Here is a 14,019-nt window from a genome sequence, read left to right as displayed (position 1 = left end):
CTCAGACCCCCGGGCCGATGGCGATGTAATTCACGCGGAACAGGGCGCTCGGCGTGCTGGGATTGGCCACAAACTGGAATGAAGACGCGCTAAACCCGAGGACACTCAGGCTGGTATTCGGTCGCGACCCCGCCTCGCCATTGCAGACAATCACAACGGGATTGGCAGAAAAGGCAGCCGGGAAGACCACCGTTCCCACTCCAGATCCATTGGTCGATACCGTGATTGACTGCCAGAGGAACTTGACGCCATTGGGCAACGTCATCGTCGAATCTGTAGCGGGGGCGATGCTGTCGGTCCAAATCTTGCCCATTGCCCCTGAGTCGACATGAGCGAGGAGGCCGCTGCCGTCGAGGGCCAGTCCGATATGGACATCGTTGTCCGCCATCCCAGCGGACCCGCCCTGTTTGACGGTGTTGTCGCCAAGGATGCGGGTCACTGCCATGTGGTAGCGCATGGCATCGTTCACCGACGAAGGCGGCATGCCCTCCGGGGCGCCGACCGGCGGAGGGGTGTTGTTGTCGGCCGGGACGGCGCTGTAGTCGGTGTAGACTGGCATGGCCCCTCTCAACGCAAAAAGCCCGCTGCTGAAGGCGGGGCGGATGTGCTAGATTTTACGGATGCCCGACAACCAAGCTGAACCGAAGCCGTTCCGCCTCGGCGACTTGTCAGTGTTCGCCAAGCCGCGTGATGAACACCCGCAGCACTTCATCGTCGACTACGACGACAAGTTGCGTGATGACTGGCTGGTCAACGGTTGGCTGTTGGGGCGGTATATGATCCCAGTAGCCCTGGTATCGCTACTCGCGCTTCTCCTGAAAGCAGCCCTGCGATAGGCCGCTGCGGCTTCGGCGTGAACATCTGCTGCTGAAGCTGCTGCATGACCTGCGCGCGGGCTGCCGGATCGCTCGCCAGCAGACGCTGGGCCAACTCCTTCGAGACCGGCTCGCTCATACCCTGTGCGCGCCTGGCGGCCACGCCGATCCCCGTCCGCGCAATGCGCATGGGGTTCATCGACAGCAGGGATTCACCGATCTGCGCCATCTCGCCGAGGTTGGCGAGCTGCGCGCCCTGATCGGCATCCTCGGTCAGGCGCTCCGCCGTCTGCGAACCCGACCGCGCCGCCCTGTCGGTCCCGACCATCTGGCTCTCGCGACGGACCGCGTCCTCAAGCGCCTCGTAGCTGGCGCGATCTGGGAAGATCGCCTCGAGGCGCCCCCGCATCTGCGGCGACAGGAAGCCCAGCGCCTGGTTGCGCGTTTCGCTGCCGCGGCTGACCATCTCGGCGAGCTGGCGCGCGACGCCCAGGCGCGCCATGTCCTTATCGGCATCGGACAGCTTGCCGAACTTGCGCAGGAGTGGCTCAAGGTCGCCCCCACCCTTGGCGATGTCGCGCCCGAGCCAAAGCGCATCCTGGCTCTGCGCCGGGCCGGCAAAGGCGCCGCGGGCCTGACGGTAGAGGGAGGACGCAGGATCCCCCGGGCTGGCCGACGTTACGGCGTCCATTTCGTCGATCAGGTCACCCCGGACCCGGACGATATCGCGGACCTCGGACGGGATCTTGCCGGAGATGGGGTCGCGCGCATCCTCGATGATGTTGTCCAGGCTGCGCTTGACCTGGTCCAGCGCCTCGAAGTTCGGGATCTTCGTCACCTTCAGCATCGTCTCGCCCGTCGCCGGATCGGTGACATTCTCCAGAAGCTGCGGGAAAGGCTCGCGCAGGTTCTTCGCCCGCTGCTCGGCAGCGTTGATCGCGCGCATACCGGCCGGCGTGTTGAGGATCTCCTTCATTTCGTCGGTGTTGAAGGTCGCCGGATCGGCCTTGCGGAGCGCGTCATAGAGCGGCTTCGCGTTGGCGCTCTGGACCTTCTGCAGGCTGTCGATCGTCGAGTAGAAGTCGTCCTGGTTGCCGAAGCTCTGGCGGATGATGTCGCCCAGACGCTGCGGCCGAAGCGCGCCGCGTGCGTCCAGTAATTCGCTGATCTGCGCCCTGCCCTGCCCGGGCGCGCGATAGGCTGAACCGAGCAGGCGCTGCATGTTCGGGCCGAGGTCAGCGGGCGCCACCGGCTGGTCGCCGGCCTTCGCCATCTGCGCGCTGGCTGTGGTCGGATCCAGGCTGTCACGGCGCAGGGCGGTAGCCATCAGGCGGTTGGCCTGCTCCTCAGCCGGCCGCATGCGGAACAGCGTCTTGAAGGCATCGGAGCCCTTGCGCACGAGCGCGCCAGTGGCGGGGATGGCGGCGCCAAGGAGGCCGCCGACAGCCGCGCCAGTGCCGGCGCCTGCCAGACGGCTCTCTATGCCGCCCTCGCCGCTCAGGAAGCCCGCGGTAGCGCCTGCCCCGCCGCCAAGGAGCGTGCCCTGCAGCAACTTCATGGCGAGGCCCGGCGCCTGCTTCAGCGCACCTGCGAACGGTGCACCCAGCAGCAGCCCGCCCCCGACCGTCGCGCCAGCCGAAAGGCCAGGATGATCCTGCTCGAACCCGTGGACATTCTGACGCTCCAGGTCGACGCCCTGGCCGATGTTTTCGCCGAGCCGGCTGATGGATGGCGCACGGCCGTTGATCGCGTCCCCGATCGTGCCGCCGATGGCGCCCGCGATGCCACCCAGCGCCTCATCCGCGCCGCCGAGCGTGGCGCCCTGCATCACGGCGCTCTGCATCCGCGGATCGATCAGACCGCGCATCTGATCCTTGCCGGCCTCCACCCGCTGCGCAAACATCTGCGCCTGGCGCTCGCGCATCGCATCGAGCGGAGAAACGGCCGGGGCCTCTTCCTGCGCTGGCGCAGCGGCGTACTTTGCCCACGGCCCAGCCTCGACGGGTGCCGTCTGCGGCTGTGCGTATTTCTCCCAAGGACCGGCCATTACTGGACCTTCTCCCAGGAGTTCGGATCGGCCGGATTGCCGCCCTTGAAGCGGTATCCCATCTCGACCGTGCCCGGCACAGGGCCTCCCGAAGGCGCCGCCGGCATCGGAACAGGCGCAGCGGGAGCCGACGGCGCGGCTCGCAGGGGCGCGGCGCTCGACGGGGCCCCGCTGATCGCCACGGGGTTGCCGCCGCCCTTGGCAGCCAGCACCCCCTCGCGGGAGGCGATCAGGTCAGCCTCCAAGCCATCCAGCTTCGACTTGATCGTGGTGGCACCGTCGGTGGACGTCGGCAGATACCGGCCGACATACTCATCGACCTCGGCCGCGTTCATGCCGGCGCCGGTCAGATTGCGCCGCAGGGCATCCACACCGGTCTGAATGCGCGCCACGATGCGGCCTGGAGTGCCGGCGCCCAGGGCCATCTGCGCCCGAGAGCCCAGCCCCTCCAGAGCCCCGGCGTCGATCTGCTTGCGGATCTCCGGCAGGTCGTTGTCCAGGAACTGGTTGCCCAGCCCGAGGCGGGCTCCGATCTCCGCGGGGAAGTTGTTGACGGTGACGCCGCCGGTTTTGCCCATGGCGCCGATCCTCGCGTCGTATTCAGCGATGCGCGGGTCGCCCGGCGGCAAGGCCGCACGCTCAGCCTGGAGTTTGCCCAGTTCAGTGGACTCCGGAGGTTTGGCGCGGATGCTCTCCGGCGTGACGTCCTGGACGCCGGTCGGGCCGACCTGCACCAGCCTGCCACCGACCTCGCGGTACTCCGGCTTGTCCGGCTTCTGCGGAGTGATACCGCCCATCTGCAGGCGCTGCTCCGGCGTCAGGGTCGACGGATCCACCCCCAGCGCCTGCAGCGTGCGGATGGCCTGCGGAGCCTCCGGAGGCGGCGCCTCGGTCACGAACTGCCGCGTGTTCGGGTCGTACACCCGACCGCCGACGTTCATCATGGTCTGCGGATCGCCCGGAATCATCTTTTTCGCGAGGACCTGCGCGAGCATCTCGGGACCGCCAAGAGCCGCGATGGCGCCCAACTGCGGGTTGGCCGCCACAAGCGACTGCATGGCCTTGTCGCTGCGCCCGCGCTGCCCCTGCGCCCGACGATCGCGATAGGCAGCCTGCATCGCCTGAGAGCCGGCAGCGCCCCAATTCTGTCCGCCACCAGACGAAGCCAGCGCCCCGCCCGCGCCGGACAGCAGCGCCCCCACCTTGTCCTGCCATGTCGGCTCGTACGAACCGAGAAGCCCTTGCGTGACCTCCGGCGGCAGATTGAGCAAGCCCTGTCCGGCCATTCCATTTCCTCCCGCCGCTTGAGGCGCAATCTTGTCCTGGCCGACGCCGCCGATCGCCGTGTCACCGCCGGTACTGCCACCGACACCCGCGCCCATGCGCATATAGTCGCCGACCGATGTCCCGTTTTTGTCGCTGCGATCATCGCCGCCGGTCAGGAATGCCTTGACGCCCCCGGGCCCGCCGATATGCATCCCCGTCAGCAGGCCCTCTCGTGTCACCGGGACGCCGTTGACGGTCTGGCCGATGTACTTGTCGAGCCCGAGCCGCTTGGCCTCGTCGTCGAGATAAGCGGTCCACATGCCGAATGCGGAGCGCTGTGCATCAGGGCTGGAAGCGAAATCCTGTGCCGTCCGGACCTGAGGGAAGCCGGGAACGTTGAAGGTCCCCTGCCAGGCGTTCTTCCTCTCTCCAGGTGCAGGTGTGTAGAAGCCCGCGTCCGAGGCGGCCGGGGTACCGAACTGATAGAGCCCGAAATAGCCCAAGTCGTTCTTGGCGCCCGGATTGAATCCGCTCTCCCGCTTCTCTAGGCGCCGCTGCCAGTCGGGGATGACGGCCGGCGCATCAGCCATCGGGATGGCGCCGGGGCGCGGAACGCCGGGAGCCAGAGACTTGTTCGGCTGATAGTCGAGCGGGATCGGTGCCGCATTCGGATTGCGGTCGACCAACCAGTCCAGGAGACCCATGTCACCGCCTCAGACGAACATCGCCGCGCCCTGCAGCCCCAGGCCAAGGGCCTGCAGCCACGGGTTCTGCCCGGGCTGCTTTGTCGTCGAAGTGCCCCCGGCGCCCATGAGCGGGGCCAGCCCCCCGACGTACTGCTGCCCCAGGTTCAGCGACCACTGCTTCTGAGCGTTCTGCGCATCCATCTGCTGCTGACCGATCTGCTGCAGGATCCCGCCCGGCAGCGTCGACAGAGCCGGGGCCTGCTGCATGGCCGCATTCTGCCGGGCGCGCTCATCGCCGTAGTTCTGATAGGCCATGTTGCCGGCCGTGCTGGTCAGGTTCCTGGCCAGCGCGTCGTTGCTGTCCGCCAAGTACTGCGCCTGGTTCGACTGCGCGTCGCTGAACTGGCGCGCGACATTGGTTTCGCCCTCGTTCCGGGCGTTGGCGAACAGGCCGGATCCCAGCCGCCCGCCGGCCGCAAACTGCGCATCGATTCCGGGCGAGATGGCGTTCTTCCACTGCGACAGATTCTGATCCATCTGGCTTTGGTACTGTCGCATCGCCGGGTCGACCGCGCTGCTGTAGGCCCGCGTCGCCTGGTCGGCAGCCCCCTGATACGCCTGCTGGAAATACGGGTTGCCGGCGCTGAGGTAGTTGCCCTGGACGGTATTGTTGGCCAGCCCGAGCGTGTTGTTCAGCAGCGAGCCCTGGTTGTTGACCTGGCCCGCAATGGCATCCCATCCCTGCTGCATGTACGGCGACGTGGGCGTCGGCCCCGCCGCATAGGCATCACGCCATCCGTGCTGCACCTGATTGGCGGCATCAGACAGTTCACCCTGGATTGGCTTCCACGGCGCCGACTCCGTCTTGCTCGTCTGGCTGCCACCACCCATTTTACAACTCCCTCGTCAGCACGACGCCGCGGCACTCGTAGCCGCGCAACGCCCGCTCCCATCCCCGCCGCCCTTGAATCTCGATGCGCGTGCATCCCTGCTCGCGCGCCCATGCCTCAATCGGCTCGTCCAGCGCCTTCAAGGCGGACATCTCGCCGCCGCCGAGCCAGTACCGGCAGATGTTCGCGAGGGGCGTCGGCACGAGCTGCGTGACGCCCGCGGCGTCCTCGTTGGCCCACAGCTGCGCGTGACCCGAGATGACCAGGTCCAGCACGTCCGCCGGACGATGCGTGCCGCCCATTTCGATCGCAGGAACAAGCCAGCCGACAACGCGCCGCCACTCGCTAGCCAAGTGCTGCGTATCGGAAGCTTTGATCCGCACTGACAGTGCTCGCGTGTGTCAGGGTGAAGGTCCCGCTGTCCTGCGCGGAAACCCAGGTGGTGGCATGTGCCGCCGCGGCATCGGCCGTCAGTGGCATCAGCAGGATGACGGTCTCGATCGACACTCTCGGATCCAGCACGACGGTCGCCGTCGCGCTCGGCGTCAACGTCACCGTCCCCGTTGCATTGATTTTGCCGTCGCGAAGCTCGTTGCAGATCTGCGCCAGGTCGCGAGGTGACGCGCCGGCAACGGAAGCGAGGCGGAACACGTCAGGTCTCCGACGTCGGAACGAAGGTGAAGTCCACGCCCTGCGCCACCGTCCAGGGACCGCCGATCGTCAGCTTCATCGAATGAAACCGCGCGTCCACGTTGAACTTGCAGTCCCCGGCCCGCGTCGGCGTCTCTGCCGTCGTCTCCTGCTGGGGCCCCCACTGGTCATCGCGGTGCTTGACCACCACAGACGCCTCGCCGTCGCACAGGGGACGCACAGTCTGGACACGAGCCTTGACGCCGCCGCCCAATGCGGCCTCTCCGGTCTCGATCTCCGCGACCAGCGCCGGCCCGGCGAAAGCCGAGAATTTGAGATCCTGCGTAAACGCCCCGAGGTACGGCACGCCGCCAGACCACAGGCGGCTGTCCAGCGAGGCCGGCAGCACATCCAGGTTCATCGATACGGTGTCCAGGTCTTCCAGGGTAAAGACCGTAGACAGGAGCCGGACGAGAACCAGTGCTGGCTGCCGAATGATGGTCCACCGATCCGAAACCCAATTGTACTGCAGTAGCGTATCCGGCTGGCCGTTCGGGGAATCCTTCGACGTGAACAACAGCACGTACAACTGTCGCGTGGCGTCTATTTGCGCCGACATGGTCGGGAAGCTCGATGGGGCGACATTATCTTCGAACCACCGATTGATCTTGCCAACGCCGATTGGCGTCAGGGCGACGCCATTGAAGATATAGAACCCGTCTTCGGCGTAGAACACCGACATCGTGCCATCGGTGGCAAGGGACCCTGATGCGGCGCACCCGTGGTTGCGGACCACCTCATCGAACTGGAAGGCCAAAGGCGGCCCGACGAAGGTCATGCGGTAGATGGCTGACCGGCAGATGATGGCGCCGTACTCGCCGCCGACCAGCCCCATGATTTCATCGCCGGTCGTCAGGTCCTGGAAATCCGTTTGCAGCGTGGCGTTGGGCGTCCAATCTCCACTCGGGTTGCCGAGCGGCGACCACCGCACGCGCAGGGCGCGCTGGCCGTCCGTGTCAGAGGTGTTCCCCGTCACCAGGAAGTCACGCACCACGGCAAGGTGGCGCGCCCGCGGCGCAGTCGCCGACATGTCTGCGAATTTGGTGGACGTGCCGATCGTGAATTTCTGGATCGCGTCGCTGTAGTTGGTCGCGATGATGTCGTAGCCATATGGCACGAAGCGCCAGACTTCCGGCGTGGCCGTGGAATAGCCGCCAACCCTGCTGACATCGCCCCAGGTCGATGCCTGAAGCCGGTACAGCTTCGTCATGTCGCCGGCGAAGCTCATGGCCTTGCCGTCGTTGCTCTTGCCGGCGACGCCGCCGAGGGGGGCGCCGGACAAGGCATTGCTGATCGGCGTCAGCGCGGGCCAGGACCGGTAGTAGCCGGTCGCGCTCGACTGCGGCGAGACGTTGGTTGCCGTGACCAGGCCTGTTCCGTCCAGGGGCGGCTCGTCAGGCGTCCACGGGCCAAAGGGAATGCGCGGCATCAGTTGACCCCCGGCGGCCTGAGGGTCCAGTTTTCGCCATGCCCATCGCCGTCCCATTTCGTGCGCTTTTCGCCGGCCAGGAGCACCACGTTGACGTCCCACACCGAATGGCCGTCATCCCAGGTCGGGCCGCCATCGTCCCAGTTGGTCAGGCCCACCCAGTTCAGGTAGTTGCTCGGGTCGATCAACGAGAAGTCGAAATCCCAGGCCGTCGCGCCGCCATCCCAAACCGTCTCATCGCTGCCGGGGGGGCGCTTGACCCAAGTCTCGATCGACATCAGCGGCACCTGGTCTGGAGCGGCGAGCCGTTCATGGACATGTCGGATCCGGCGTGCTCCAGCGAGGCCACCGCCTCCTCCAGCAGGCTCCTGTAGAGCGAGATGTCGCTGGCGTTGCGGTAGTAGACCGAGGCCTGAAACAGCGCGCCGTAGAGGTAGACGTCCGGCGCGTCCCGCAACAGCCAGTTGGTCGGGTTCTCGGCGCTCAGCCCCGGGATCCGCGCCCAGTAGATGGCCTCGAAGGTGTAGTTGATGTCGGGGACCGGTCCGAGCTGCCATTCGCTGCCGAACTGGGCGTAGTGCTTCGGCCGGCCAGGCATCGAGCGGTAGAAGCCCCGCAGCCAGTCAGGCGTCGCATACTGCAGTTGCTCATTCGGCTGGCTGTCGTGTGTCAGGACGCGGATGGCCAGCATGTCGGTTGGCACGGACAGGTAGGCGTCGCCGGCCGCGATCGACGTGGCGGCGCGCGATTCCATCTGCGGGACGCGAAGCTCGCGGTTGAACTTCGCCTCGGTAAGCGTGATGAAGTCGTCGGCACGGCCGCCCGTGATGCTGTTGCGCGCCAGCCAATCAGCGACGGCGGCGATCAGGTCGGTATGGGTCGCGAGCGCCATCAGATTGTGCCCTCATTCGTGCGCAGAAGCGACCATTCCGGATCGTTGAGAAGCCGGATGACCGCGGGCATGTGATCTTGGTTCCACGCCTCGATGCCGTAGCGCTGGAACCACATCAACTGGACCACCGGGGGGATGCTGGCGACGTGCTGCAGCTCGCGCGACGAGCCCATGCCGCTGGGATTGTCGTTGCGCAGCCGCTTGTTGGCCTCCAGCGTCGGCTCGACGTCCTGGATGGTCTCAACGGCGAAGTCGCCCTCGGGGGCGAAGTGAAGCCGCTCGATCTTCGTGCCGTCGGCGTCGAGTAGCAGCCCGCTCATGACGGCCCTCCAAAGAAAAGGGGCGCCCCGAAGGACGCCCCATCGACCAGCCTGGATTGCTCTGCTTACGAGGTCAGCAGATCGGCGACGATGCCGCTCGCGGCCTCGTTCCGGCTCTCCAGGGTGTACTCGGTGATGATCATGGCCTTCTCGGCGTCGCCGGTCTTGGCCAGGTCCACCGTCTTCGGCGCGCGCAGGGTCGCCAGCGCCCACATGCTGGTGTCCAGCACATGCGCGTCGCGGTCGCGCGAGAAGCGGTTGGCGACGATCTTGTGGGTGCCGAAGTCGCTTCGGTACACGTCGATATTCGCCGACAGCTTCTGGTTGGACGTGTCCTGGTACTTGGTCACGTTGCCGGTGAAGGTGGAGATGACGGTCTTGTTGAACGGCCCGACCATCACCAGGCCGGGATCGCCGCCCGCGGTCCAACAGGACTGCAGGACGCCCTTCAGCAGGGTCTCCGTCAGCGCCCGCTGGGTTCCGTCGGTCGCCGCCGTGGTGGCGGTGCCGTCCGCGCCGCCGGCGCCGCGACTGTCGTTGGTCGCATACCACGAGCACAGCGGCCGAAGCTGCCGAGCGGTGGTGGTGTTGCCGACGACGGGCGCCTGATTGCCGGTCAGCGTGGTCTCCATGTCGCGGCGGAGCTCCTTCGACCGCTTCATGAGCTGGTAGGTCATTTCACGCTGGCGGCCAGCCTTGTCGACGGCAGAGTCCTGCGTGCCGGAGACGATCGCTTCCTTGCGGCTGATCTGGCAGCGGTTGCCGATGCGGACGGTCGGGGTCGCGGCAGCGAACGCGACCTCGTCGCCTTCGAGCTGCGCGTTGGTCCCGGGCGCGGCCAGGGCGTCGGTCTGCCACTCGTGCAGCACCGCAGAGGACTTGGTCTTGCCGATGGTCGCCATGAACGGCGTATCGGTCGGCGAGATGTTGTAGATCACATCCGCCAGGTCTTCCCGGTTGCCGATCGCCGAGAAGGTGGTGAAGGTGTTGGCGACGATAGCCATGTCGAATTACCTCGTGTTCAGAGCCGCCAGCACGAATTCCGCTCTTCCGCGGAGATCATCGGTGGCGAGCGCGCGTTGCTTCATGGCAGCGAGGTTCGCGGCTTTCGGCGAGGTTGCAGCAGCACCCGGCTTCATCGTCGGCGGCGCCACGGGCGGCACCAGCTTGGCAGCCGGCTTCTGTGCCATCAGGCGGTCGTACAGCATCGCCTTGCGGGCGATCTGCACGGCACGGGCATCGGCGACGGCGTCGACTTCCTGGCGGCTGTAGCCGGTGGCGGTCAGGAACTCAGCGATCTCCCGCTGCTCCTTGGTCCGCTTCCCCACGTCGCGCCATTCGGGGATCTTCTCGTCCAGGATCTTGCCCTGGTCCGCGAGATGATCCTGGAACGCCCTCTCCCGATGCTCAGCCTCCTCGGCCTGGACACGCTGCATCTCTGCCTGCGTGGCCTGGAACTGGCCCAACACGTGATCGAACTGCGCCTTCTGGGCGATGTATTTCGCCGGGTCGGACGTAGCCAATGCCGGATCGGGCGGCTTCGGAGCCGTCTGCTGGATGTTCTGCAACACCTGGCCGAGGGCCTGCGTATAACGCTGCCGCTCGGTTGACACCGCCTGACGCTCGGCCTCTGCGGCCTTGCGCTGTTCGGCGGCTTCCTGCACGGATCGGCTGTGGTGGCTGTTCCGCTCGCTCTCCCGGGCCGTGATGTACTCACGAACGTCGGGTGGGAGCTGCTTGAACGCCTCCGCCTTCTCCGCACTCCAACCGATCGGCAACGCGATGGCAGGCTCTGCAGCCTGTTCGGTTGTGGTATCGGCTTCATCACCGCTGGCCGGGTCTCCCGGTGCGGCTTCGGGCGCGTCGCCCAAATTCTGTTCGGGCGCGGCAGCCTCATCGGCCGGCGCCTCGGTGGACGCGAACCGCCCCTGCCCGTCGCGCGTGGGTTCTGCCTGCAGCAGGCCCATGACATAGTCGGCGCGATCGTCGATGTTCTCGGGGGCGGCGTCGGTCACATCAGTCACGGTTTGATCTCTCCAGTTCGGCCGCTGCGATCTTGCCGTCGCCGATCATGGCGGCGAACTCGTCACGGAACTGCTGCACGGCCTTGAACATGCGGTACGCCAGCTCGCGCCCTTCCGCGTCAGCGACCGGGCTGGCAACGATCGCGTCGACCCACTTCCGCTCGATCCCGTCGAGCACGGCGGCCACGAGCGGATCGTTGATGATCTGCTCGGCGTTCTTGGCGCGGGCCAGTGCGGCTTCGGCGTTCATTGGCGCGCTCCCAGCAGCCCGACCGGCGTAGGCTGCACGCCCTCCGGCAGCCGCAGCCGGCTTTCCGGCTCGGCTCTTGCGAAATAGGCCTGCAGCGCCTCTGGCGGCGTCATGCGCAGGTTGAACGGCGATGCCGCGAACTCCCAAGCCTTGCCGTTCTGCACCCACTTGCCGCCCGGTGTATCAGGGCTGCTGTATTGGCTCTCTTCGGAGAAGGTCGGATGGTTCGGCTTCTTGTACGTGTCCGGCAGATGCCCGTTGGCCGCTGCCTTGGCTCCGCTCCTCCAGGCGCCGCGGAGGTCGTAGTCCGCGAGATCCTGGGAGGCGTCATAGCCCTTGCTCTTGCTCAACTGCGCCAGCCACTTGGCAAAGGCGGCTTCATCCTCGGCAGCCAACTGCGTGTTGTAGCGATCTGATAGATCGGGCGGCCCGGCCGCGACGTCATCCGATCCAGGCACGCCTAGAAGGCCGCCCATGACCGGCGTCGGCTGGACCTGCAGCAACCCCTTCGCGCCGGCCATCTATTCAGGCTTCGGCACGTTGGTGGCCTGCGCCGTCTCGGCCTGCTTCTCGATCTGGTACCGCTTCAGCGCGATCTCAGCGTCCATCTCCATGCGCCGCAGCTCGTAGTCCTGCACCGCCCGCTCGCGCTCCATCTGCAGCCGCGCGGCAAGCTCCTCGCGCTTCAACTGAAGCTCCTGCTCGGCCATCTCGCGGCGCATGGCGATGTCGGCCTGCCCCTGCTGCGCCTGAAGCTGGATCTGCGTCTGTGCCTTCTGCTGGTCCAGTTGTGCCTGGCCCTGCGCCTTCTGCTGCTCGATCTGCAGCTTGCCCTGCGCCTCGACCATCTTCGGGTCGGGCGGCGGCGCTTCCTGCGGCGGCTGGTTGGCCTGGTCGTCGGGGTCTGCGAAGTAGAGCTCGGGCGACTTGATGCCGCTGTACTCCACGATGCGACGCGCCGTGTTGTATAGGTGCTCCGGCTTGACGAACGGCCCCTTGGGCTGCCCGCCCTGCATCATCACCAGTGCCTGCTGCGCCGGCACGATGCCCTGCATCAGCGCGCCAAGCTGCTCGGTCCGGTCGCCCGTGCCGAGGCCGACGGAGACCTTCAGGTCCATCTTGTCGGCCCAGCCGCGCGGATCCATCGGCACCCACTTGTTCCGCAGGCGGATGACCTTCGGCTGCTGCTGGTACTTCCGCACGCAGGCGTAAATCAGGTTGAACACGCGCTTGACGCCGGTCTCCGCGAAGATGCGCGCGATCATCTTGAGGCGACGCTGACCGGCGCTGTTCATGATGCGCGCCGCGGTCGCCGTCTTGTTGATGACGTCCGGGTCCATGCCCTGCGCCTGGCGGATCAGGCCGGTGCGGCGTTCGATCACGGAATCCAGGTACTCGATCATCGGGAACGACGACTGGCCGACGAACGGCGTCACCTGCGCCTGGTAGTTCTCGGACAACGGGCCCGAGTTCGGCTTGACCCGGATCACGCCGCCCGGGCGGCTGTTCAGCACGTCGTCCAGGTTGACCTTGTCGCTGACCAGCTGCCGCGGATTGTTCGACAGGTAGAGGCTATCGAGGCTGCCGCGGGTGACGGCCGTTTTGATGTCCTGGATGTCCATCGTGTCGTCGGCGATGCTGCGGCCTTCCCAGGTGTGCGGCATCGGGTTCGGCGAGAGCATCGCGAACCAATTGTCGTCGACCTTGGTGTCATCGAGGATGACCTCGTTGACCTTGGTCACCTTGCGCAGCTCGGCGATGCCGTCCCCGTCGCGATCGGCCTTGATGAACACCTCTTCGACCCACACCTGGCGCATGGACTCGTCCAGCGTCGGGTTGTTCATCGGGATCTGCGTCAGGTCCTTGAACCGCTCCAGCTTCTCGCCGTGCAGGTCATCGCCCTCATCGTCGCTCGGCAGGCCGTCGACGATGTCCTTGTCGAACCCCTCCTGGATGAGCTGCGACTTGGTCTTCTGCGTGCGCTGGCCGATGAACGGCGTGTTGTCGGTGCCGGTCGCCCGGCTCCAGATCATGAACTCTTCGGGCGGAATGCAGCCCACGCAGACCCGGCCGCCCGGCACGGTCTGGCGCGTCTTCACGTCGAACAGGGGCCCGCCGAGCGCCGCCTGCGCGTCGGCCGCCATGACCGTCGGCGTCGTCTCGATGATCTCCGTGGACGGGTCGCTGCTGAGCAGCTTCAACTCGTCCTCGGTCAGACCGGCATAGGCCGCGTCCTTGACGTGCTCCTCGCTCTCCCACCACACCTTGACCATGCCGTTCTTGAACAGCAGGGCATCCTTGAACCAGGTGTAGAGGATCTCGAAGCCCGGGTTGTCCTGGCTGAAGATCCAGTTGACGTAGTCGGTCGCCTGCTCGGCGGCGTCCTCGTCCTCCGGCCCCATCGGGTCGAACCGCACGACCTCGTTGCCGCTGACGAAGATCTCCAGCAGGTCGGGCAGCATGCCGTCCACCGCCTCGGCCACGTCGCGGCTGACGACGGACGAGCGGCCCTCGATCTCATCGCCACGCGCATCGCCGCGGTAGTAGGCCAGCGCTCTCTCGCGGAACTTGGCGAGAGGCTGGTCCCACATGCCGCCGCTGTCCGCCACATACTGGTCGATCAGCGAGGCGAGTTCGCTGTCGGACATGGCTTCGCCGTCGCCCTTGCTCTCGGCGGGGGCGTCGTCGGCGGCGTAGGCCATTCAGATGC

Annotated in this window: 15 protein-coding genes; all 15 read right to left on the bottom strand. The window is 66.5% G+C overall.

Annotated features, from left to right (window positions below; genetic code table 11):
- Position 1: 1 nt before the first annotated feature.
- Positions 2–559, bottom strand: a complete 558-nt coding sequence (locus E9232_RS24300) for a gp53-like domain-containing protein (protein ID WP_309798393.1) — start codon at positions 557–559, stop codon at positions 2–4.
- 191 nt (positions 560–750) lie between these two features.
- Complete coding sequence (locus tag E9232_RS24295) at positions 751–2,862, bottom strand: hypothetical protein (protein ID WP_309798391.1); 2,112 nt, start codon at positions 2,860–2,862, stop codon at positions 751–753.
- On the bottom strand, positions 2,862–4,832 hold the full coding sequence (locus E9232_RS24290; protein WP_309798389.1) for a hypothetical protein: 1,971 nt from the start codon (positions 4,830–4,832) through the stop codon (positions 2,862–2,864). Before E9232_RS24290 ends, E9232_RS24295 begins: the two co-directional genes overlap by 1 nt.
- A gap of 9 nt (positions 4,833–4,841) precedes the next feature.
- Positions 4,842–5,705 (bottom strand): hypothetical protein, encoded by an 864-nt coding sequence (locus E9232_RS24285; protein WP_309798387.1) that lies wholly within the window; start codon positions 5,703–5,705, stop codon positions 4,842–4,844.
- 1 nt (position 5,706) lies between these two features.
- Positions 5,707–6,087, bottom strand: coding sequence for a hypothetical protein (locus E9232_RS24280; protein ID WP_309798385.1), 381 nt, complete (start codon positions 6,085–6,087; stop codon positions 5,707–5,709).
- On the bottom strand, positions 6,050–6,355 hold the full coding sequence (locus E9232_RS24275; protein WP_309798384.1) for a hypothetical protein: 306 nt from the start codon (positions 6,353–6,355) through the stop codon (positions 6,050–6,052). The genes E9232_RS24280 and E9232_RS24275 overlap by 38 nt, the downstream gene beginning before the upstream one ends.
- 1 nt (position 6,356) lies before the next feature.
- Complete coding sequence (locus E9232_RS24270) at positions 6,357–7,823, bottom strand: hypothetical protein (protein ID WP_309798382.1); 1,467 nt, start codon at positions 7,821–7,823, stop codon at positions 6,357–6,359.
- Positions 7,823–8,101: a hypothetical protein gene (locus E9232_RS24265; protein WP_309798380.1), complete on the bottom strand. Its 279-nt coding sequence runs from the start codon at positions 8,099–8,101 to the stop codon at positions 7,823–7,825. The genes E9232_RS24270 and E9232_RS24265 overlap by 1 nt, the downstream gene beginning before the upstream one ends.
- The gene (locus E9232_RS24260) at positions 8,101–8,715 is read right to left on the bottom strand and encodes a phage adaptor protein (RefSeq protein ID WP_309798377.1); all 615 of its coding nucleotides are present in this window, start codon (positions 8,713–8,715) and stop codon (positions 8,101–8,103) included. Before E9232_RS24260 ends, E9232_RS24265 begins: the two co-directional genes overlap by 1 nt.
- The gene (locus tag E9232_RS24255; RefSeq protein ID WP_309798374.1) at positions 8,715–9,035 is read right to left on the bottom strand and encodes a hypothetical protein; all 321 of its coding nucleotides are present in this window, start codon (positions 9,033–9,035) and stop codon (positions 8,715–8,717) included. The genes E9232_RS24260 and E9232_RS24255 overlap by 1 nt, the downstream gene beginning before the upstream one ends.
- A gap of 65 nt (positions 9,036–9,100) precedes the next feature.
- A complete protein-coding gene (locus tag E9232_RS24250) occupies positions 9,101–10,039 on the bottom strand; it encodes a DUF5309 domain-containing protein (RefSeq protein WP_309798372.1) in 939 nt (312 codons plus the stop codon).
- A 6-nt stretch (positions 10,040–10,045) separates the two neighbouring features.
- The gene (locus tag E9232_RS24245) at positions 10,046–11,059 is read right to left on the bottom strand and encodes a hypothetical protein (protein ID WP_309798369.1); all 1,014 of its coding nucleotides are present in this window, start codon (positions 11,057–11,059) and stop codon (positions 10,046–10,048) included.
- Positions 11,052–11,309 carry a hypothetical protein gene (locus tag E9232_RS24240; RefSeq protein WP_309798367.1) on the bottom strand — a complete coding sequence of 86 codons (258 nt, stop codon included), beginning with the start codon at positions 11,307–11,309 and terminating at the stop codon, positions 11,052–11,054. Before E9232_RS24240 ends, E9232_RS24245 begins: the two co-directional genes overlap by 8 nt.
- The gene (locus tag E9232_RS24235) at positions 11,306–11,830 is read right to left on the bottom strand and encodes a hypothetical protein (protein ID WP_309798365.1); all 525 of its coding nucleotides are present in this window, start codon (positions 11,828–11,830) and stop codon (positions 11,306–11,308) included. Before E9232_RS24235 ends, E9232_RS24240 begins: the two co-directional genes overlap by 4 nt.
- Positions 11,831–14,011: a portal protein gene (locus tag E9232_RS24230; protein WP_309798364.1), complete on the bottom strand. Its 2,181-nt coding sequence runs from the start codon at positions 14,009–14,011 to the stop codon at positions 11,831–11,833.
- Between the last annotated feature and the right edge of the window lie 8 nt (positions 14,012–14,019).

The sequence above is a fragment of the Inquilinus ginsengisoli genome (assembly GCF_031453975.1).
Taxonomy (GTDB): Bacteria; Pseudomonadota; Alphaproteobacteria; order DSM-16000; family Inquilinaceae; genus Inquilinus; species Inquilinus ginsengisoli_A.
This window is presented reverse-complemented; position numbering and strand designations above follow the sequence as displayed.